Raw genomic sequence first — 20,494 nt, 5'->3', positions numbered from 1 at the left:
GGGGTTACAGTTGAAGGTTCAAAAAATTAGTGCAGGCACTATTGCGAGGCTTGTGCTGCTTTTATTGGCACTTGTGAACAGCGCTCTCACTGCTGCAGGAAAAAGCCCAATTCCAATTGATGAAGAAGGTGTGCAGCAATTCATTACGTTAGCCTTTCTTGGCATCACATCACTATGGGCCTATTGGAAGAACAATGATATTACGAAAAAAGCACGAACCAAAAAAGAAGAATAACAGAAAACAGAGCCTTTTCATGCAAAAAGGCTCTCAGCATGTAGACAAACCCTCGCATTCGGTGTCAGTCCTGCGCTCTGGTGCTCGTCCTTACTAGACTGCAAAGGTTTTCTATCACGCTGAAAAGAAGACAAATGGCTAAAATAAGTTCATTTTAGCCATTTGTCCATAAACTGAAAAGAGCCTTTTCATATAAAAAGGCTCTATTTCATCGAAGCGACAAGCGCCTCTCCCCGCAAATTGGTTTGATCTCAGTGGCTTACGCCCGGTGTTCTCCCATATTGGTAAGAAACGCTTTCACTTCCTCGATGGTTAAGCCAATGGCCTTTGCTTCACTCATGAGACGCTTCCATTCTGACATATTTGAGTCGGTCAGCTTTCTATGATGGACATGTAACGTCTTTCCTTCCTGCTCCTTTCTGTAGGTTTGGAGCAGCTGATACAGTTCTTCTTTAGGCATGCCGGATTGGACGGCATGAACGATATGATCCCGCCACTCCTGTTCACCGCCCTCAGCGTAATGAAACATCATCGTTTCTGCATCAAACAGCTCTTGTAAATCAATGTCTAGTGATGAGGATACCTTTTTTAAAAACTGGACAGATGGATTACGATGGACACCACGCTCAATTTTACTCAAATACGATTTAGAGACATGGGCATCTTCAGCCAGCTGCTGGATTGAGTATCCTTTCCTCTTTCGGTAAATGCGTATCACCTTTCCTATCATTCGATATATGATCTCCCTTCTCCCCGGCGAATCGTTCTGCGACCTTTTCGTTCATTATAAGAAATAAATTGTTCTTTATAAAATTCAAAAACGTAAGAAACAGGAAGTAAACAAAAGAAAACGAACGATTTCGTTCTTTAAAAAGAACTATAAGACCTATTATGACATTTTTCTTTGCGGGTATTATCTTTTATAATCCAATCATTAACAAAAAGAAACCATATATAACCTTTTTATGATGAAATCGGGAGGTATCTATGAATGAGAATATAGGTTTTAAGCAGCTGTTTTCTGTCATAAAAGAGAAAATGGCCCTTCTGATCCTGATTGTCCTGATCGTAACGGGCATTTCAGCCTACTATCAGTTCTATGTCTCGACTCCTGTATATCAGGCAACCACTCAAATTCTTGTTCATAAACGAAGCAGTGATGCACAAGCGAATTTAAACGATATTCAGATGAACCTTCAATATACACGTACCTTTCAAGTCCTATTAAAAAGTCCAATCGTTATTGAAAAAGTAAAAGAAACACTCAATCTTACAGAATCTGCGGAAGGATTAAAACACAAAATTGCCACAAGTACAGAAAATGAGTCAGAGGTCATAAATATTTCTGTACAAGATGAGGACCGAGCGAAGGCAGTAGCCATTGCAAATACAGCCACAGAGGTGCTGCAAGAAGAAATCAAAAAAACCATGAATATGGATCGCATTAATGTTTTGTCTGAAGCCAAGCTGTCCAACACGATACTGATGAACTCACGTAAATTCGTTCACATCGTTCTGGCACTAGGCGCCTCTGTATTAGGGGGAATGACACTCATTTTCTTAATGAATTTACTCGATGATACGGTGAAACGAACACATCAAATAAGAGAAGAGATCGGATTGCCATCGCTCGGCAGTGTCTATCAGATGCAGGCAGACAGGAGGGCAAAAAAAGACAAGCAGTCCGTCATAACGGGAGGACAGAACATTGATTTTTAAGAGGAAAAAACGAGAAAAAAGAGATTTATCCTGTATTTCTGTATTAAATCCTCACTCTGTCATTGCGGAACAATTCCGAACGATCCGAACGAACATCGAATTCACGTCGATTCAAACGAGGCTGAAGTCGATATTGGTTACATCCTCCTTGCCGAAGGAAGGAAAATCATTTACGGCTGCAAACTTGGCAGCTGTTTTTGCACAGCAGAAAAAACGGGTCTTGCTCATGGATGCTGATTTACGTAAACCTGCCATTCATGAATATTTTGATCTAAGCCCGCACACCGGATTGACCAATGTGCTATTAAATAATTGCAGTTTGGAAGAAGCCATTTTGCCTACACCGATTGAGCATTTAGAGCTGCTTCCGAGTGGGACCATTCCACCGAATCCCGCTGAGCTGCTTTCCTCCTCTGTGATGAAGCAGCTATTTTACGAGATTGAGCAGCAGTATGACATGGTGATTGTTGATTCCACACCGCTTCTGCCTGTAGCCGATGCCAAAATATTAGCGAACCGGACGGATGGAAGCATTCTTGTGGTTTTAAGCGGTAAAACGAAGATTGCCGCTGTGAAGAAATCAAAAGAAGTATTAGAGGGTACGACAGGGAAACTGCTTGGGGCGATGCTAAATGGCAAGAAAGTGAAAAAGGGAAGGCACTATATGTATTAAAGAGATTGATAGGTGATGTCTCCTAATCTTTAACAACGGAGGCACTCGATCCTGCTGTGGGCATGACATATGCCTTAGATGCTCGTCATCGGTAGTGGGATGTGAGGACGGGTTTGATGCCCATTTTACGTAAGAATAGTGATGTTTTAAAAAGGGGGAGGAGCGTTGACTTACGCCCAAAGATTATCAATCATCGTGGCACTAGATTCATATCTCATCTTAGTTGCCGTCTTTTTTGGCTTTCAATTTGTCCAAGAGGCAGCGTTAACCGTATATACATTTGAAATGCTCGTCATTTCTTCGCTCAGTCTGCTTATCGGGCACCATTTGTTTTCGTATATTTTTCACGTGTACAAGCAAGTATGGGCTTATACAGGGGTTAGAGAGCTATTTTCTTTAATGAAGACCTTTGCGTGTTCATTTTTATTTTCTATGACGATGCTGTACATTTTTGTGCAGACATGGCCATTTCGCTTTTTATTTATTGTCTGGCTTTTCCATGTGTTATTCATCGGTGCATCACGAATGGCATCCAGGCTGTTTCATGATGGTGCCAAGCGGTTTCAAGTTGAAAAGGAGCGGGCACTAATCATTGGCGCTGGATCAGCCGGGACCATTATTGTTCGTCAGCTTCAGCAGTCGAGTGATGTACATATTGAGCCGGTCGCTTTCATTGATGATGACAAAACAAAGCATAAGCTTGAAATTATGGGGCTGCCTGTTCTTGGGGGAAAAGAACATATTCAAACGGCTGTTGCGATGATGGATATTCAAAAAATCATTATCGCTATTCCATCCAAAAGCAGTCACACATTAAAAGGACTATATAAGGAATGTGTAGCGACTGGAATCAAAACACAGATTATGCCGGAAATGGAACAGATTTTAAAAGGAACCCATGCGCTGAATCAATTGCGGGATGTACAGCCAGAGGATTTGCTTGGAAGAGAGCCGATTCAATTAGATACAAGCCGTCTATCCGTTCACCTAAAAGGAAAAACGATTATGGTGACAGGAGCTGGCGGGTCTATCGGGTCAGAAATCTGTCGTCAAATTTGTGTATTTTCCCCTCGGGCGATTGTGCTTGTGGGACATGGAGAATTTAGCATTCATTCTATTTTACTAGAGCTGAAAGAATTGTATGGAGACAGCATTAGCCTATATCCACAAATTGCGGATATTCAAGATAAACAAAAAATGAGTGAAATCGTTGGTCATTTTCAGCCGGATATGATTTATCATGCCGCCGCGCATAAACATGTCCCGCTCATGGAAATCAGCCCGAAAGAAGCGGTGAAAAACAATATTATCGGAACAAAAAATGTGGCAGAAGCTGCACATGAGCACGGAGTTGAAACATTTGTCCTCATCTCATCTGACAAAGCGGTCAACCCTGCCAATGTGATGGGAGCGACAAAGCGGTTTGCTGAAATGGTGATTATGCAAATGGGGGCAAGCAGTGAAACGAAATTTGTCGCCGTCCGGTTTGGGAATGTACTCGGAAGCAGGGGGAGCGTCATTCCGATCTTTAAAAAACAAATTGAAAAAGGCGGGCCAGTGACTGTCACGCACCCAGCCATGACAAGATATTTTATGACGATACCAGAAGCATCAAGGCTTGTTATTCAAGCTGGTGCACTAGCAGAAGGAAGGCAGATTTTTGTTTTAGACATGGGGGAGCCAGTCAAAATTGTCGACCTCGCAGAAAACCTCATTCACCTCTCAGGCTACACCACAGACCAGATTCCAATCACATTTACGGGGATTCGTCCCGGAGAGAAAATGTACGAGGAGCTACTCAACCAGCATGAAAAAGCACAGGAGCAAATTTTCCCGAAAATCCATATTGGGCATGCCTTGGATGGAGATCCGTATGTGCTGAACCGCTTTATTCACGAATTTAATATGATGAGTGACGATCAATTAAGACAGGCCTTGTTTGCCGCCATTGAGTCGCATGATGTATTGCCTGAACCGATGCAACGAGAGGAGGAGCCACTTGCTAATGAAGAAAAAAGTCTTGTTTTGCGCAACGGTTGATTATCATTTTAAGGCATTCCATCTCCCGTATTTCAGATGGTTTCAGGAACAAGGATGGGAAGTGCATACAGCGGCAAATGGCCAGTTGGAGCTACCGTATGTGGATCAAGCGCATGCCATTCCGATTCAGCGTTCCCCTTTTCATTTGCACAACCGGCTTGCTTATGTGGAGCTGAAAAAGCTGTTAGAAAAAGAGCATTATCAGTTCATCCATTGTCACACACCGATGGGGAGTGTCATTGGCAGGCTAGCGGCCAAAGGGACGCGCAAAAAAGGGACGAAAGTTCTTTACACAGCGCATGGGTTTCACTTTTGGAAGGGGGCACCGCTTCAAAATTGGCTGCTTTATTATCCAGTTGAGAGATGGCTCGTTCAATATACGGATGCACTCATCACCATTAATGGAGAAGACTATGAAAGAGCCGATCGTCTGTCAAAAGAGAAGGCGGCTGTGCATTATGTTCCAGGTATGGGTGTCGATATGAAGCGATTTGCACCAGTTGATGACAAAGAAAAAGACCGCCTTCGTAAAGCATATGGTTTTACCACGCAAGATTTTATCGTGCTGTGTGCTGGTGAATTAAATGACAATAAAAATCAAGGAATGCTCATCAAAGCTTGCGCGCAGGTGTATCGGAATATACCACATGTGAAAATTGTATTTGCTGGAGAAGGGACAAGTCGGTCGTCCTATGAAAAGCTGGTCTGTCAGCTGAATCTTGAGGAACATGTACAGTTTGCGGGATTTTGCAAACACATCGAAGATTGGATGCATATGAGCGATGTATGTGTATCAACCAGCTTGAGAGAAGGACTTGGGATGAACCTTCTTGAAGCGATGTCTGCTGAAAAGCCGGTGATTGCAACAGAAAATAGAGGGCATTGTGAGCTTGTCAAACATGGAGTGAACGGCTTTTTAATCAAACCGCATGATGTGAATGGTTTAGCCGTTTATTTACAACAGCTCTATCATAAAAAGGACCAGCTTCACCTAATGGGGAAAGCGGGACGTTCTATGGCTCACGCATTTGCACAGGAGCAGACGGTAAGTGCAATGGAGGAAATTTACACAACGTATATGGACCAAAAAGAGAAGGTGATGTGAGCATGCGTCAGCCGAAAGTATCGATTATCATGGGTGTTTACAATTGCCAAGAGACAGTAGAAGAAAGCATTGAATCGATTCTCCGTCAAACCTATGAAAACTGGGAGCTCATCATATGTGATGATGCATCAACAGATGGCACCTATGAAAAAGTGCTGAACTATACCATACGTGATCCAGATAGAATTCGCCTCATTCAAAACGAACACAATCAAAGACTTGCCGCCAGTTTAAATCGTTGTCTCACTGAAGCGAATGGAGAACTGATTGCAAGACAGGATGGCGACGATATATCAGTGTCTACACGATTAGAAAAACAGGTTCATTTCCTCGAAGCGCATCCAGAATATGATGTGGTTGGTACGGCGATGACGGTGTTTGATGAGTCAGGGGCGAAGGGCGTTCGAGCACTTGTCTCAGAGCCTGATCGAAGGGTGCTAGCAAGAGGAACGCCTTTTTGTCATGGGACGATTATGATGAGAGCGTCTGCCTACAAGGCTTTAAATGGCTATCGTTCTGTAAAAACAACTAGACGGATGGAAGATATCGATCTTTGGATTCGTTTTTTTGCTGCGGGGAGAAAAGGCTTTAATCTGCAAGAGCCCTTATACCTTGTAAGGGAGGATGAAGCGGCCTTTCAGCGCCGGAAATTCCGATACTCAATGGATAATGCATGGCTTGTGTTACAAGCATGCAAGCAATTGAAATTGTCGCCGTTTGATTATCTCTTTGCGCTTAAGCCGGTCATCCGTGCCTGTATGTCACCAAAGATCATGAGGTTTTATCATCAGAGGAAACTTGGAGGATCTATGGTGAAAAGGAGGACGATTCGGGATGAGTGAGCCAAAGCGTGTACTTCATGTTGTGGGCGGAATGAACAGAGGCGGAGCAGAAACGATGATCATGAATATCTATCGTGCAATCGACCGGAATGTTCTTCAATTTGATTTCATTACCCACCGGGAGGATGTCTGTGATTACGATGAGGAAATTCGTCAGCTTGGCGGGCGGATTTTTTATGTCCCAAGTATTGGAGCGTCCTCTCCATGGACGTCTGTCAAAACGTTGACGAAGACGATCAAGCAAACGGGACCTTATCAGGCGGTGCATGCACATACAGATTTTCAAACGGGCTTTTCTGCCCTTGCTGCGAAACTGGCAGGTGTGAAGATACGCATTTGCCATTCACATAATACGGCTTGGAAACAGTCTCCTAGCCGGGTTGATCATTTGTTGCTCAAAGGATTCCGTCAATTGATCTTTGCCTTTTCTACGCAGCTCGTTGCATGCGGTGAAGATGCCGGTGCCTTTTTATTTGGACAAAAAAGAATGCACGATGGACGAGTGGACATTTTGCCAAATGGGATTGATTTGGACCTTTTTTTTCAGTTGGAGACAGAAGCGAAGGTGAAGATGAAAAAAGACCTCCATCTTCACGAGAGAAAACTGATCATTGGACATATTGGCCGATTTCATGAGCAGAAAAACCATGTTTTTTTCATCGAATTAGCGCAGACACTGAAAAAACAAGGGGTCTCCTTTCAGCTAGTTCTCATAGGAGATGGGCCGCTCCGGCCAGTGGTTGAATCGTATGCAGTGAAAGCAGGATTAATGGAAGACATTGTGTTTACGGGCGTTGTCTCAGAGGTTCCGCAGTATATGAAAGCATTTGATGTGTTTGTGATGCCGTCTTTGTTTGAAGGTCTTCCTCTCGTATTAGTGGAAGCGCAGGCATCTGGACTCCCATGTGTGATTTCAGATCATATCACAAAGGAAGTCGATTTAGGTTGTGGGCTTGTGAAACGGAAATCCTTGCAAGATTCAGCACATGAGTGGATGAAAGCCATACTAGAAGCCTACCATGCAGACCCTCCTCTTCAGGAGACGATTATTTCTCAGCTTGGCCTTAGAGGATTTGATGTAAAACAGAACATCACCCGTGTGATGAATGTGTATGGATTGTAAGGAAGGATTGGCAGATGGCGGTTTATTTGGTGAACATGATCATGGTCTATTTATGGTCGAGCTTTGCTGCATTTTATGGCAGACCTGATGATACCATACAAAGCGGCTGGCGGCCGAACAAGCTTCTGGTGTTTTTTCCATTTTTATTTCTTTGTATTGTGGCGGGCATACGCTACAAAGTAGGAACTGATTTTGTAACCTATGGACAAATGTATGAGTTCTCCGTCAACTATGACAAGCCTTGGCATATTTTCGGATTCGGTGTAGACAAGGCCGCCACTGATCCGGGCTTTACATTGATCTTATGGATGCTCAATCAACTATCACATGAGCCGCAAATCATGTATATCACAGTTGGGATCATCACCTATTTTTTTATTATCAAAACACTTGTGCGATATGGACGGCCATTTGAGCTTAGTATGCTACTATTTCTCGGCACATTTCATTATTACGCTTCGTTTAATGGCATGCGGCAGTATATGGTGGCAGCGATTCTTTTTTATGCCATCCAGTTTGTCATCAAAGGTCAGTGGAAATGGTATTTTCCGCTCGTGCTTGTATGCGCGCTATTTCATTCCTCGGCACTCATTATGATTCCAGTCTATTTCATCGTCAGAACAAAGGCGTGGTCTTGGATGATGCTTGTGTTATGCATGATTTTTCTAGGTTTAACCGCTCTGTATGACCGCTTTGTCTCCGTGTTTGTGGTGATGCTGCAAGGGAGTTCTTATGGTCATTACGAGGAGTGGCTGACAACGAATACGAATGGAATGAATGTGACGAAAATTGGTGTCTTGATTTTACCGTTATTGCTTGCGTTCTTTTGTCGAAAACGACTTCGTGAGCTGACGCCAGAGAGTGATTATATTGTGAATTTTTGCTTGCTTGGATTTTTGTTTGGCATCCTTGCAACGAAGGATGTTATTTATGCAAGATTTCATATTTACTTTGGTCTGTATCAGCTCATTTTACTACCTTATTTCACACGGATTTTTGATCAGCGAACCAATTTCTTTATGTATATCGGAATTGCGGTTTGCTATATTTTGTACAGCATCATGCTGATGCCGTTTGATTCTTCTGTTTTACCGTACCGAACGATTTTTACAAAGTAGATTTGAAGAAAGGTGGGGCTTGCTGTCATGCCAGCTATCAGTCTATTGGTCGCAGTCTATAACACTAGTCAATATGTGGAGCAGTGTCTTCAATCGATTGCAGACCAAAGCTTTTCAGATATAGAGGTCATCCTCATTAACGATGGATCTACCGATCACAGTGGAGACATCCTTGAAGCGTTTGCTGCGCGTGATGAGCGATTTCGGGTGATTCACCAAACCAATCAAGGGCTGGGAGCGGTGAGGAACAGGGGCATAGAAGAAGCAACAGGAACGTATCTTGCCTTTGTTGATTCAGACGATGTTCTCGCTCCTCAATACTGTGAGGCTTTATATCAAGAAGCCGAAAACACCGGTGCCGATCTTGTTGTCAGTGAATATTGGATTCAGTTTGAACAGTCAAAACGGATCATACCGACGACGCTGTTAGCTCAGCAGGAAGCCGATAAGACAAGTTTAATAGAATCGTTATTACATGGTGAGATCACGGGATTCTCATGGAATAAGCTGTATCGGCGGGCGTTTATCGAAAAGCATCATATCCGTTTTCCGTTGAGAGGTGAGCTTGAGAATATTGAAGATCAATATGTCACGCTGCGCTGTTTTTCTTTATCACGTGTCATTGCCTTTGTTCATGAGCCGCTTTATTATTACCGGGTTCATTTGTCATCCATTGTCCAGCGATATCAAAAGCAGTATTTTCAGCATGGACTGGCGTTTTATGACGCGCAGCGTTTGTTTTTAAAAGAGCATGATGAGCTGACACCATATGAGAAGGCTTTTTATTTTTTTATCGTGAATCATACGCTGCATTGTATGCTCAATGAATGGAAGAGCCAAAATTCCCTTTCCTTTCAAAAAAAGCTTGGTCATATGCGTGAAATGGTGACACATGAAGCTTTTCAGAAGGCTGTGAAACAAGTGGAACCATCGAAGCTGACTATGCGAAAGCGAATGATCTTATTCCTTGCTAGGATGCAGTGGGTGTATCCGCTCTCTGCCGCAGCTTCAAGCTATCAAAAATGGATTGAATATCAAACGAGAAAATCGGGGTGATGAGTGTGACATTGCAGCAATTAAAAGCACATGCCGCAGAGTGGCTGCTCTTAAAGGTCAAGTATCCACTTCAATATAGGTTGAGCCGCCAAAGATTTCCAGAGCTGCGTCATCAGAAGAAAATCATTCTCACGCTGCTGCCGGCACATGACAACTTAGGTGATCACGCGATTGCCTATGCCAGCTGCTGTTTTCTACAAAAGCACTTTCCAGACTATCAAATCATAGAAGTAGACATGCAGGAGATGTATCGTCTAGCACGTCCGCTGAAGCACGCGCGGCACCCAGAGGACATTGTCTGTATCATCGGCGGGGGCAACATGGGCGATTTATATCGATATGAAGAATGGACAAGACAATTTATCATGAACGCCTTTAAGTCCTATCCCGTCATTCAGCTGCCCGCTACTGCTCATTTTACAGAAACAAAGAGAGGGAAAAGAGAAGAACGCCGCGCTATTCAAGCATATCAGCAACACCCGAGGCTTCTCTTGATGGCAAGAGATCAAACCACCTATCAATGGATGAAGAAGCATTTTCCTAATAAAGAGGTGTGGAAACAGCCTGATATGGTCCTGACATTAGACGAAACATCAAAGAGTCAAACCCGTAAAGGTGTGCTACTTTGTCTGCGTGAGGATAAGGAGGCGTATCTCACGAAAGAGAAACGAGAACAACTGCAGGAGCATATCAAAGAAACGTATGATCAAGTTGGTTTTATCACAACGACCATTGGTAAGCGAGTGAATCGAACGACTCGTTTAGAGGAATTATCCACGTTATGGACGCAGTTGAGTCAGGCACAAGTCGTCGTGACAGATCGACTGCATGGCATGATCTTTTGTGCGATCACACATACACCGTGTGTTGTCATCAGGTCGTTTGATCATAAAGTCATGGAAGGATATGAATGGGTAGCGCACTTGCCGTTTATGACCCTTTTGAAGGAACCAACGGAGGAAGCGGTGAAAAAGGCCATTCATCAGCATATGAAAACAAGCGGACAAAAGGGAGAGGAAGTTGGATGAAGGCCCTTAAACACTGCGTGAAATCACCATGAACCGTGCGTTTCTTTACAATGTCAGTGCAAATGTGATGACGTTTTTCTTGATGATGCTGATGTCTGTTTGTTTAACGCCTTACATTGTTCATACACTTGGAGTGGAAGCGTTTGGTCTGATTCATCTGACGCAAAATATGATCAATTATTTATCGGTCATTACGGCTTCATTAAGTGCTGTGGTGGTGCGTTTTTTTTCTGTTGCGGCTCATAAAGGAGAGATGGAACAAGCGCAGCGCTATCTCGCTTCCTATTTTGTCAGTTCTCTTTTTTTATCCATCTGTCTTTTTTTACTTTGTCTATTCATGTCTCAGCAGCTGGTTGACTGGCTCCATGTGCCTGCTCATCTTGCAAAAGATACACAGATCGCCTTTGTGTTAGGGGGTCTTTTATTTATGCTCAATTTCGTCATGTCTGGTATTGGGGCGGCACCGTTTTATGCGAACAAATTATATGTATCGAGTGTTGGACAGGCCATTCAGATGTTTGGCAGGGCACTTGTGATTGTGCTGTTATTTACCGTGACGACACCAGCCATTTGGCATATTCCGCTTGCAGCCGTTATGGGGAGTTTCGCCGCTTTGGGAATGGGTCTCTATTATTTTAAGAAACTCATTCCTTGGTTTTCGTTTAAGTGGCGGTACGTTTCTTTATCTTCAAGTCTCACGCTGGTTCGATCAGGGGTGTGGCATTCATTTGAGCAAATGGGCATTTTGTTGTTTTTACAAATCGATTTATTGATGACCAACTTACTGATTGGGGCAGAAGCGACTGGACAGTATGCCGCCATTTTACAATTTCCATTATTATTGCGCACCCTTGCAGGGACACTTGCGGTTGTGTTTGCGCCAACGATCACAAAATTATATTCAAGTCAAGACGAGCAGGGGCTCATTCAATACGCCGCCAATGCCATGAAATGGAGCGGTTTATTTGTGGCATTCCCCGCGGCTCTGTTAGGAGGTCTTGCCGGTCCGCTCATGCTGTTATGGCTTGGACCAGCCTTTGAGGAGCTAAAATGGCTGCTGATGATTCATGCGGCTTATTTGTGTTTCACGTTGATGTTTTTACCGCTGACCTATGTACCGACTGCCTTTAACCGATTTAAAGTGCCGGCGGTTGTGACACTCATATTAGGCGGTTCCAATGTCCTGTTAGCCTATGGATTGACTCACCTACTTCAGCTTGGGTTATATGGCGTTGCATCAGCAGGGGCCGTTGTTTTATTGATGAAAAATATCGTCTTTCTCCCATTGTATACAGCCAAGATCACGAAACAGAAAAGTACCATCTTTTACAAACATACAGTCGTTCCGCTGTTTGGGGCTCTATTTATATGGGGGATCTGTGCCGGCATTCAGGCTGTGTATGATGTGACGAGATGGTGGGAGCTATTTTGTATTGGCGGAATATGTTTCGTTCTCTACTTAGGCTATTTGTATCAATTTGCAGGAACAAAACAAGAGCGGATACAGCTCATGCGTAAGGTGAAACAAGCTGCTATTGAACGCTCTGTCTCTCGCTAGTGTGGAAAGGAGAAGCAATGATGAAAAGAATAATAGATGTGGTCGTGGCTTTGACCCTGCTCATCGCAGGCAGCCCCCTTTTCCTTCTCATCTATGGACTCATTCGGTGGAAAATCGGAGCGCCTGTGGTGTTTCGACAAGAACGGCCTGGTCTGTACGGACAACCGTTTATGCTTTATAAATTTCGAACGATGACCGAGGAACGCGATGAACATGGCGTACTGCTTCCAGACCATCTTCGATTAACAAAAACCGGCGCCTTTATTCGTAAGCTCAGTCTTGATGAATTGCCGCAGCTTGTCAATGTACTCAAAGGGGAAATCAGTCTCGTTGGACCAAGACCGCTTTTAATGGAGTATTTACAAATGTACACAGAGGAGCAAGCGAAGCGTCATCTTGTGAAGCCTGGTATCACTGGATGGGCCCAGGTGAATGGGAGAAATACTCTCTCTTGGGAGGAGAAATTCACCTATGACCTCTGGTATGTAGAGCACCAATCGTTTTGGCTCGATATGAAAATTTTATGGATGACCTTGCTGAAAGTCATCAAAACAGAAGGGGTGCAGCAGCCAAATCATGCAACAGCTGAAAAATTCAAAGGAACCGATACGTAAAGAGCAGCCCATTGGCTTAATAGGGGCTGGCGGACACAGCAAGGTTATACAGGAGTTGATTTTTTTGCATCCTGATTACTCATTGTGTGCTGTATTAGACGATCGATTTGAGGAGGCTGACACTCGAACCGGCATTCTGTATGGTCCGGTTTCTATGAGTCAAAAGGTAAGAGATGAAATACCTGATATGCAATGGCTGATTGCCATTGGGCAAAACGAAATCAGACAGAGGATCAAAGAACGTCTCGCATTTGAAGAGAGGGCATTTGCCACACTGATTCATCCAGAGGCAGTTGTGAGCTCGTCAACGAAGGTTGGTCAGGGAACGGTTGTGATGGCAAGGGCTGTTGTGCAAGCAGATGCAGTAATTGGTGAGCATGCCATTATCAACACCGGTTCTATCGTGGAGCATGACTGCTTTCTCGAATCCTTTACGCACCTTTCTCCGGGAGCCGTGCTCACCGGCTGTGTCTCTGTGCGAGAGGGTGCTCATATTGGAGCTGGGGCTGCTGTCATACCTGGCAGAACCATTGGAAGCTGGGCAGTGATCGGCGCAGGAGCGGCAGTGACCCGAGATATACATGATCAGAAAGTCGCCGTAGGCGTTCCTGCAATTGAGATCAAAGATCGAAGAGAAGGTGGGAAATCATGAGAGACAGGAAACGAATCTACTTATCTCCTCCTCATATGAGTGGAAAAGAACAGAAGAAAATAGAGGAGGCATTTAAGAGCAATTGGATTGCACCATTAGGACCGCTTGTAAATGAATTTGAGCAAGTGGTCGCGGATTATGCAGGCGTGAAGAGTGGAGCGGCATTGTCTTCTGGGACAGCAGCCATTCACCTTGCCTTAAAACTCATTGGCGTTCAAAAGGGAGATATGGTCTTTTGTTCCACTCTCACATTTGTTGCCAGTGCAAATCCTATTTTATATGAACAAGCGACGCCTGTTTTTATTGATTCAGAAAAAGAGACATGGAATATGTGTCCGCTGGCGTTAGAGAAAGCCTTCGCTGAAACAAAACGACTTGGGAAAAGACCTCGTGCGGTTATTGTCGTTCATTTATACGGACAAAGTGCAAAAATGGATGAAATCATAGAGGTGTGTGAGGCATATGATGTGCCAATTATTGAAGATGCGGCTGAATCGTTAGGCAGTATATATAAAGGAAGAAAAAGCGGTTCAATAGGCAGGTTCGGTGTGTACTCTTTTAACGGAAATAAAATCATTACAACATCAGGAGGCGGAATGCTTGTCAGTGATGATGAAGCAGCCATCGACCGCTGCCGATTTCTCGCGTCACAGGCAAGAGAACATGCCCTACACTATGAACATCAAGAGGAGGGATATAACTATCGGATGAGCAACCTACTCGCAGGTGTAGGAATTGCACAAATGGAAGTGTTAGAGGAGCGTGTTCAGCAAAAACGCCGCATTTTCGAGCGTTATCAAGATGCTTTAGCCGATATTGAAGGCCTTCAATTTATGCCAGAATATCAAGAAACCACATCAAACCGCTGGCTGACCACATTCACCATTGATCATCATGTACAGATGTCTCCAGTAGAGATGATAGATGCTTTAGAACAAAAGCAGATCGAAGCAAGGCGTGTATGGAAGCCACTGCATCAGCAGCCGCTCTTTCATGGTTGTCCTTTTTATACAACAGCCGATGAAGTCCCTGCATCTGAGTTGTTATTTGAGACAGGTCTTTGCCTGCCATCTGGTACAAGCATGACAGACGCAGAACAGGAGCTTGTCATTGATACATTGCACAGCGCCCTGCAAAAGAAAGCATTATCCTCCACATAGGCTGCTCGTTCATCAGCAGCCTGCCTCTCTTTTTATCAATCCCTTATTTTATGGAATCATCATGACCTATGGCTTACTGTAGGGCGGTCCGGCTTTTTGATGATGTACAAATCGAAGCTGGATCAAAAGCTTTTCCTGCATGAAAAACACCCTTTGCAATCATGAGAAAGGGTGTTGTTTTTCGTCCATTTATTCGCTTTCTTTTTTCACCTTTTGGTACGCTTCATCGAGATGCTGAATTCGCTTCAAGACAACAGCATTTTTCGTCAATTGGTCCTGCACAAGTGTAGAAACCACCGAACGATAATAAGCGTTCATGGCATGAATCTTGTCTTCATGTTGATTCATGGCAATGTGCTGTTTTAAATTGTCGATAAAGTATGGAACGGAAAAAAGTTCAGACATGGAAATCACTCCTATTTCGTATATACGGTCCGTCAATCTTCATGTAAAATGATGAGAGGGAGGGGAGACAATGAGCCTTAAACTGCAACAAGAACTAGTATTAAAGCAGGTACTCACGCAAGAACTCAGGCAGGCGATTACGCTGCTGCAATTGAATTGTGCAGAGCTGGGTGAGTATCTTGATCAGTTAGCGCTTGAGAACCCTCTGATTGAGCGGAAAGACACGGACAGCTATCAACCAGTTTATCATAAAAGAACGCAAGATCGAATGACAGAGCCGTATCGTACGCATCAAAAAGAAAGCCTGCAAATATATTTAAAGAGACAGGCCATTGATTTGAATTTAAGTGAAAAGAATCAAAGGATTTTTCAATTCATGATTGAGTCCATTGATTCCAATGGCTATTTAAATGAACCGGTTGACCAAATGGCCGCTGTGTTACAGGCTTCGGCAGAAGAAGTAGAGGCCGTTCTTCATCAGCTTCAATCATTAGAGCCTGCCGGTATTGGCGCTAGATCATTGCAAGAATGCATCCTGCTCCAGCTTAGACGAAAAAAGGATCGCTGGTATGAAGCAGAGCTGATCATCGAAGGGCATTTCTTTCTTTTCGCAAGGAAGGCTTGGAAGGAAATCGCAGCTAAAACAGGTATGCCGTTGAAAACCCTGCAAGCCATACAAGATGAGGTGTCGCTTCTCGAACCAAGACCAGGCCTTCATTTCTCTTATGAAGACCAGGATGTGTATATAGAACCAGATGTGTTGATTACAGCTGCGGGAGGTCACATCACATTCGAGCTGAACCAGCGTGCTTTTCCGGACATTGAAATGAATGAAGGGTATTTCGCCATGATTCAAGATCAAAAGCGGCATGAAGCATATGCATATTTAAAGGAAAAGCATCAGCAGTACAATTGGCTTGTTCAAGCGCTTAAGCAGAGAAAACAAACGATGACAAATGTCGTTCGTGAGATTATCTTACAACAGACTGATTTTTTTCTGACAGGGAAGCATAAAATGAAACCGCTTACGATGAAGCGGGTTGCAGATATATTACAAGTGCATGAGTCGACAGTGAGTCGAACAGTCAAAGGGAAAATGGTGCAGACCCCTTATGGGTTAATGGAAATGAAACAGTTTTTCCAAGCGAAACTAGAAGGGCATTCGCTCGAAGAAGCATCCAGCTACACAGTGAAGACCCACATTGCAGAGCTGATTCAATCAGAAAATAAGAAAAAACCGTATTCGGATCAGCAAATCATGACGCAGCTTCAGCAAACCTTTGGTATCCGCGTCTCTCGCAGAACCATTGCCAAATATCGTGAACAAATGAACCTTCCGTCTTCCACGCTGCGGAAGCGATATGATTAAAAAGAAGCACATGCCAGAAACAATGGCACGTGCTTCTTTTTTGATGAGTGAAAGAGTGATAGAAGATTTCTTGAGAATTGAAAAAAGGGAAGACGTGTGATCTGAATTTTGGGGTAAAGTATAAGATAGGGCATGAGGCGATAGGGTAGACAACAGTGATGAGGTGAGACCAATTGAAATATAAACAAATCAAAACGAAAAAAATATATGAAGAAATTGCGGACGCATTAGTCGAATCCATTCGAACGGGGGAGCTTCTTCCGGGCGAAAAATTAGACTCGGTTCAAGCACTTTCTGAAAACTTTCAAGTCAGCCGTTCCGCTGTGAGAGAGGCGCTGTCCGCTCTGAAAGCGATCGGATTAATAGAGATGAAGCAAGGAGAAGGCACATATGTGAAGCAGTTCGATCCTGAGCAGCTCACATTTTGTTTATCTCCTGCTTTTTTGATGAAGCAGCAGGATATCGTGCAGCTTCTAGAAGTGAGATCAATCATTGAATCAGGTGCTGTCAAAAAGGCAGCATTGCTGCGGACAGACGAGGACCTCCATCGACTGCATGAGGCACTTGAACAAATGAAGCGTGCAGAAGCGCATAAAGAAATTGGTGAAGAGGCAGACCTTACATTTCATCTTGCCATCGCTAAAGCCTCAAAGAATCATTTACTGGCGGCGTTAATGAATCAGGTCTCATCCTTATTAATTGAAACGATGCGGGAAACGAGAAAAATCGTGTTATTTTCAAGAAAAGCGTCCATACGTCAGCTTTACAAAGACCATGAACGTATTTATCAAGCTGTCATGGACAAGCAGCCAGAAGAAGCGGAGAGGGCGATGCTTACACATTTGGAAAAAGTAGAACAACTTCTTGGTGATGTGCTGCAAGAACAGGAAGGAAAGCCAGATATTCAATAAGCTGTGCCGAAAAACGGCACAGCTCTATTATTGAAGAGAAATATGCAATTTTTTCATTCGATATTGCAGACTTTGCCTGCTCATGCCCAATATCTTTGCAGTCTGTGAAATATTGTCGTCCATTTTATTTAAGTAATGGACGATGTATTGTTTTTCAAATCGTTCCATTTGGGTTTGGAAATCAGTTGTATGATCTGAGCTCGTGTAGACAAACGTATCAGCTGCAGCTGCTAGATTAAGCGGACTCATCTGCATGTGTTCACTAGGACGTCCTTCTCCTTGCTTGAAACGGAAATGGTAAGGAAGGTGATGCATGCTTAAGTATGTTTCGTCCATCATCATATTCATTCCAGCCTCAATCACATGCTCCAGTTCTCTTACATTGCCCGGCCAATGATACGTTTGGAACAGGGCAAGTACCTCTTCATCAGCCGCCTTCACATTCATTTGAAACAGTTCATTATATTTTTGAATAAAATGCATGACAAATGTGGGGATGTCTTCTTTTCGCTCAGAGAGTGGCGGGATAAACAAGGTGACAATGCCAAGCCGGTAAAATAAATCCTTTCGCATCCGTCCACCTGCGATCGCATCCACAGGGTCCTCATTCATATTAGCAATCACTCTCACATCAATGGCGATTTCCTTTGTACTGCCTAACCTTCTTACACGTTTCTCTTGCAAGACGCGCAATAGTTTTGCTTGAAGAGCTGGGTGTAATGAGTTGATCTCATCTAAAAGCAGTGTACCTCCTTGCGCTTGTTCGAATAGACCGGGCTGATCTGTTGCCCCTGTAAAAGCCCCTTTTTGTGTTCCAAAAAGCAGACTTTCAATGAGGTTATCAGGCAGTGCTGCGCAATTCTGCGTAATAAATGGTCCAGATGAACGGCTGCTGCCATTATGAATGCTTTGTGCAAATAGCTCTTTCCCCGTCCCTGTCTCACCAACAATCAGCACATAAGAAGAGGTACGTGTGGCTCGTTTCGCATGTTCAATCACTTCTAAAAAGGCAGGACTCTCCCCAATGATTGAATCAAATGTAAAGCGTGTGTTTCCTTTTTTCTTCATATTGTGATGAATGAGCCGTTCCAGTTTCGTGACATCATTCGAAATTTCAACCGCTCCTTGAATCAAACCGTCTCGAACGAGCGGGTATGTATGGTTAATCGTTGTGATTTCTTTTCCATTGTAGTTGTGATACGTCTGCTTTGCATGAACCGTCTGTTTCCCGGTTCGCAGCGCTTGGACAAGTGTACTGTGCATCTCATCCTGAAACACAAAGAGGTCTAAGACATTTTTATAAAGGACATCAGAACGTTTTAAAGATTCGATCTCCATCATTTTTTTGTTATAAACAATGGTATTACCATTTTCATCAATGGCGTGAACCCCAACATCAATTAAATCGAGCATTTGTTTATATAGATCAATCTCATTTTCGAGCTTTGCGGTATGCTGATCTTTTTTCACTTGCGCCACCTCCAGACATTACCTCTATTTTACATGAAAAATTTTGCGGTTTCCTCTAAAAAAATTTGCATACGCAAAATTATTTTGCGTTAAAGATGAGCACAATCCTAGATACAGAGCGATCACTAAGTTGGCATGATCCTTGCATAATATAAGAGTGAAGATGAACCCAATCAAAAGAGGCAAGCATATAGAAGGAGGAATACACGATGACACAGACAAAAGCATTGATTCATCAAACAGAACAATACGGTGCGGCGAACTATCATCCGTTGCCAATTGTGATTTCAGAGGCTGAGGGAGTGTGGGTGACTGATCCTGAGGGCAACCGCTACATGGATATGCTCAGTGCATATTCTGCAGTGAACCAAGGACATCGCCATCCCCGCATTATTGAAGCGCTTAAAACACAAGCTGACCGCGTGACACTTACATCAAGGGCCTTCCATAATGATCAGCTTGGCCCATGGTATGAGAAGATTTGCAAATTAACGAATAAAGAGATGGCATTGCCAATGAATACGGGTGCTGAGGCTGTGGAAACGGCTGTAAAGGCAGCGAGACGATGGGGCTATGATGTCAAGGGAATCGAAGAGAATCGGGCAGAAATTATTGCATGTACCGGGAATTTTCATGGTCGTACAATGACGGCTGTGTCACTTTCTTCGGAAGCAGAATATCAAAGAGGTTTCGGTCCGATGCTTCCAGGCATAAAGCTCATCCCTTATGGAGATATTGAGGCGTTACGCGAAGCGATCACTCCGCAAACAGCGGCTTTTCTCTTTGAACCGATTCAAGGGGAAGCGGGCATTGTCATGCCGCCTGAGGGCTTTATAAAAGAGGCAAAAGCGATCTGTGAGAAGGAACATGTGTTATTGATCGCAGATGAAATTCAAGTGGGATTAGCGCGGACCGGCAAGATGTTTGCATGCGACTGGGAAGACATTGAGCCGGATATGCTGATTCTTGGTAAAGCACTTGGCGGCGGCGTATTCCCGATCTCGTGTGTTGTCGCAAACCGTGATATTTTAGGTGTATTTAATCCAGGGTCTCACGGGTCTACCTTCGGCGGGAATCCTCTTGCGTGCGCAGTATCACTTGCTGCACTAGATGTTTTAATCGACGAGAAGCTTGCCGAGCGCTCACTGGAGCTTGGGCAATATTTCAAAGACAAACTATCACGCATTCAAAGTCCTGTGATTAAGGAAGTACGCGGGCGTGGACTATTTATTGGGATGGAACTGACTGAGGCAGCTAGACCTTATTGTGAGAAGCTCAAGCAAGCAGGGCTGTTATGCAAAGAAACCCATGAGACAGTGATTCGATTTGCACCGCCGCTTACCATTTCAAAAGAAGACTTGGATTGGGCAATTGCTCATATCCAAGCGTTATTTCAAGCATAAATGATCAAGGGAG

At 43.8% G+C, this 20,494-nt stretch carries 20 protein-coding genes; 17 read left to right on the top strand and 3 right to left on the bottom strand.

What is annotated here, in order from left to right:
• Positions 1-10: 10 nt before the first annotated feature.
• On the top strand, positions 11-235 hold the full coding sequence (locus NSQ52_RS16325) for a phage holin (protein ID WP_008347764.1): 225 nt from the start codon (positions 11-13) through the stop codon (positions 233-235).
• Between the two features lie 259 nt (positions 236-494).
• On the opposite strand, the gene NSQ52_RS16320 is transcribed toward NSQ52_RS16325, so the two are convergent.
• On the bottom strand, positions 495-965 hold the full coding sequence (locus NSQ52_RS16320) for a helix-turn-helix domain-containing protein (RefSeq protein WP_007500131.1): 471 nt from the start codon (positions 963-965) through the stop codon (positions 495-497).
• Between the two features lie 257 nt (positions 966-1,222).
• Between NSQ52_RS16320 and NSQ52_RS16315 the strand changes: the two genes are divergently transcribed.
• The 13 genes from NSQ52_RS16315 (at position 1,223) to NSQ52_RS16255 (ending at position 14,923) form a co-directional block, all read left to right on the top strand.
• Positions 1,223-1,954: a Wzz/FepE/Etk N-terminal domain-containing protein gene (locus NSQ52_RS16315; RefSeq protein WP_024719858.1), complete on the top strand. Its 732-nt coding sequence runs from the start codon at positions 1,223-1,225 to the stop codon at positions 1,952-1,954.
• Entirely contained in the window at positions 1,944-2,627 is a 684-nt protein-coding gene (locus NSQ52_RS16310; protein WP_008347761.1) for a CpsD/CapB family tyrosine-protein kinase, read from the top strand. The genes NSQ52_RS16315 and NSQ52_RS16310 overlap by 11 nt, the downstream gene beginning before the upstream one ends.
• A 165-nt stretch (positions 2,628-2,792) precedes the next feature.
• Positions 2,793-4,667, top strand: a complete 1,875-nt coding sequence (locus NSQ52_RS16305) for a nucleoside-diphosphate sugar epimerase/dehydratase (protein WP_024719856.1) — start codon at positions 2,793-2,795, stop codon at positions 4,665-4,667.
• The gene (locus tag NSQ52_RS16300; protein ID WP_326241684.1) at positions 4,633-5,772 is read left to right on the top strand and encodes a glycosyltransferase family 4 protein; all 1,140 of its coding nucleotides are present in this window, start codon (positions 4,633-4,635) and stop codon (positions 5,770-5,772) included. Before NSQ52_RS16305 ends, NSQ52_RS16300 begins: the two co-directional genes overlap by 35 nt.
• Before the next feature lie 2 nt (positions 5,773-5,774).
• Positions 5,775-6,614: a glycosyltransferase gene (locus NSQ52_RS16295; RefSeq protein WP_326241683.1), complete on the top strand. Its 840-nt coding sequence runs from the start codon at positions 5,775-5,777 to the stop codon at positions 6,612-6,614.
• Complete coding sequence (locus NSQ52_RS16290) at positions 6,607-7,737, top strand: glycosyltransferase family 1 protein (RefSeq protein WP_342473592.1); 1,131 nt, start codon at positions 6,607-6,609, stop codon at positions 7,735-7,737. Before NSQ52_RS16295 ends, NSQ52_RS16290 begins: the two co-directional genes overlap by 8 nt.
• A 14-nt stretch (positions 7,738-7,751) precedes the next feature.
• On the top strand, positions 7,752-8,855 hold the full coding sequence (locus tag NSQ52_RS16285) for an EpsG family protein (RefSeq protein WP_100324763.1): 1,104 nt from the start codon (positions 7,752-7,754) through the stop codon (positions 8,853-8,855).
• Positions 8,856-8,882: 27 nt separating this feature from the next.
• Positions 8,883-9,911 carry a glycosyltransferase gene (locus NSQ52_RS16280; protein WP_041507798.1) on the top strand — a complete coding sequence of 343 codons (1,029 nt, stop codon included), beginning with the start codon at positions 8,883-8,885 and terminating at the stop codon, positions 9,909-9,911.
• On the top strand, positions 9,911-10,939 hold the full coding sequence (locus NSQ52_RS16275) for a polysaccharide pyruvyl transferase family protein (RefSeq protein WP_342473590.1): 1,029 nt from the start codon (positions 9,911-9,913) through the stop codon (positions 10,937-10,939). The genes NSQ52_RS16280 and NSQ52_RS16275 overlap by 1 nt, the downstream gene beginning before the upstream one ends.
• A 28-nt stretch (positions 10,940-10,967) precedes the next feature.
• Entirely contained in the window at positions 10,968-12,497 is a 1,530-nt protein-coding gene (locus NSQ52_RS16270; RefSeq protein WP_342473588.1) for an MATE family efflux transporter, read from the top strand.
• A gap of 20 nt (positions 12,498-12,517) precedes the next feature.
• Positions 12,518-13,111, top strand: a complete 594-nt coding sequence (locus NSQ52_RS16265) for a sugar transferase (RefSeq protein ID WP_017359198.1) — start codon at positions 12,518-12,520, stop codon at positions 13,109-13,111.
• Positions 13,074-13,763 (top strand): acetyltransferase, encoded by a 690-nt coding sequence (locus NSQ52_RS16260; protein ID WP_335352247.1) that lies wholly within the window; start codon positions 13,074-13,076, stop codon positions 13,761-13,763. Before NSQ52_RS16265 ends, NSQ52_RS16260 begins: the two co-directional genes overlap by 38 nt.
• Positions 13,760-14,923 (top strand): DegT/DnrJ/EryC1/StrS family aminotransferase, encoded by a 1,164-nt coding sequence (locus tag NSQ52_RS16255; RefSeq protein ID WP_342473585.1) that lies wholly within the window; start codon positions 13,760-13,762, stop codon positions 14,921-14,923. The genes NSQ52_RS16260 and NSQ52_RS16255 overlap by 4 nt, the downstream gene beginning before the upstream one ends.
• A gap of 189 nt (positions 14,924-15,112) precedes the next feature.
• On the opposite strand, the gene yvfG is transcribed toward NSQ52_RS16255, so the two are convergent.
• Positions 15,113-15,328 carry a protein YvfG gene (gene yvfG, locus NSQ52_RS16250; protein ID WP_017359206.1) on the bottom strand — a complete coding sequence of 72 codons (216 nt, stop codon included), beginning with the start codon at positions 15,326-15,328 and terminating at the stop codon, positions 15,113-15,115.
• 70 nt (positions 15,329-15,398) lie between these two features.
• Here yvfG and rpoN point away from each other — a divergent pair, with 70 nt between their 5' ends.
• Together rpoN and NSQ52_RS16240 are read left to right on the top strand one after the other, a co-directional pair.
• A complete protein-coding gene (rpoN, locus tag NSQ52_RS16245) occupies positions 15,399-16,697 on the top strand; it encodes an RNA polymerase factor sigma-54 (RefSeq protein WP_342473583.1) in 1,299 nt (432 codons plus the stop codon).
• A gap of 173 nt (positions 16,698-16,870) precedes the next feature.
• On the top strand, positions 16,871-17,608 hold the full coding sequence (locus NSQ52_RS16240) for a FadR/GntR family transcriptional regulator (RefSeq protein ID WP_047945671.1): 738 nt from the start codon (positions 16,871-16,873) through the stop codon (positions 17,606-17,608).
• 27 nt (positions 17,609-17,635) lie between these two features.
• On the opposite strand, the gene NSQ52_RS16235 is transcribed toward NSQ52_RS16240, so the two are convergent.
• Entirely contained in the window at positions 17,636-19,078 is a 1,443-nt protein-coding gene (locus NSQ52_RS16235) for a sigma 54-interacting transcriptional regulator (RefSeq protein ID WP_035389431.1), read from the bottom strand.
• Positions 19,079-19,287: 209 nt separating this feature from the next.
• On the opposite strand from NSQ52_RS16235, the gene NSQ52_RS16230 reads away from it, so the two are divergent.
• Entirely contained in the window at positions 19,288-20,481 is a 1,194-nt protein-coding gene (locus NSQ52_RS16230; protein WP_024719842.1) for an ornithine--oxo-acid transaminase, read from the top strand.
• Positions 20,482-20,494 lie beyond the last annotated feature (13 nt).

It is taken from the genome of Bacillus sp. FSL W8-1141 (genome assembly GCF_038593205.1).
GTDB lineage: Bacteria > Bacillota > Bacilli > Bacillales > Bacillaceae > Bacillus > Bacillus altitudinis.
This window is presented reverse-complemented; position numbering and strand designations above follow the sequence as displayed.

Excerpts from the sequence above, each read along its gene's own strand:
- NSQ52_RS16320 (WP_007500131.1), bottom strand. The coding sequence starts at position 965 with ATGATAGGAAAGGTGATACGCATTTACCGAAAGAGGAAAGGATACTCA.
- NSQ52_RS16285 (WP_100324763.1), top strand. The coding sequence starts at position 7,752 with ATGGCGGTTTATTTGGTGAACATGATCATGGTCTATTTATGGTCGAGC.
- NSQ52_RS16280 (WP_041507798.1), top strand. The coding sequence starts at position 8,883 with ATGCCAGCTATCAGTCTATTGGTCGCAGTCTATAACACTAGTCAATAT.
- NSQ52_RS16315 (WP_024719858.1), top strand. The coding sequence starts at position 1,223 with ATGAATGAGAATATAGGTTTTAAGCAGCTGTTTTCTGTCATAAAAGAG.
- NSQ52_RS16300 (WP_326241684.1), top strand. The coding sequence starts at position 4,633 with ATGAAGAAAAAAGTCTTGTTTTGCGCAACGGTTGATTATCATTTTAAG.
- yvfG (WP_017359206.1), bottom strand. The coding sequence starts at position 15,328 with ATGTCTGAACTTTTTTCCGTTCCATACTTTATCGACAATTTAAAACAG.
- NSQ52_RS16270 (WP_342473588.1), top strand. The coding sequence starts at position 10,968 with ATGAACCGTGCGTTTCTTTACAATGTCAGTGCAAATGTGATGACGTTT.
- NSQ52_RS16295 (WP_326241683.1), top strand. The coding sequence starts at position 5,775 with ATGCGTCAGCCGAAAGTATCGATTATCATGGGTGTTTACAATTGCCAA.
- NSQ52_RS16275 (WP_342473590.1), top strand. The coding sequence starts at position 9,911 with ATGAGTGTGACATTGCAGCAATTAAAAGCACATGCCGCAGAGTGGCTG.
- NSQ52_RS16265 (WP_017359198.1), top strand. The coding sequence starts at position 12,518 with ATGAAAAGAATAATAGATGTGGTCGTGGCTTTGACCCTGCTCATCGCA.
- NSQ52_RS16260 (WP_335352247.1), top strand. The coding sequence starts at position 13,074 with ATGCAACAGCTGAAAAATTCAAAGGAACCGATACGTAAAGAGCAGCCC.
- rpoN (WP_342473583.1), top strand. The coding sequence starts at position 15,399 with ATGAGCCTTAAACTGCAACAAGAACTAGTATTAAAGCAGGTACTCACG.
- NSQ52_RS16230 (WP_024719842.1), top strand. The coding sequence starts at position 19,288 with ATGACACAGACAAAAGCATTGATTCATCAAACAGAACAATACGGTGCG.
- NSQ52_RS16290 (WP_342473592.1), top strand. The coding sequence starts at position 6,607 with ATGAGTGAGCCAAAGCGTGTACTTCATGTTGTGGGCGGAATGAACAGA.
- NSQ52_RS16255 (WP_342473585.1), top strand. The coding sequence starts at position 13,760 with ATGAGAGACAGGAAACGAATCTACTTATCTCCTCCTCATATGAGTGGA.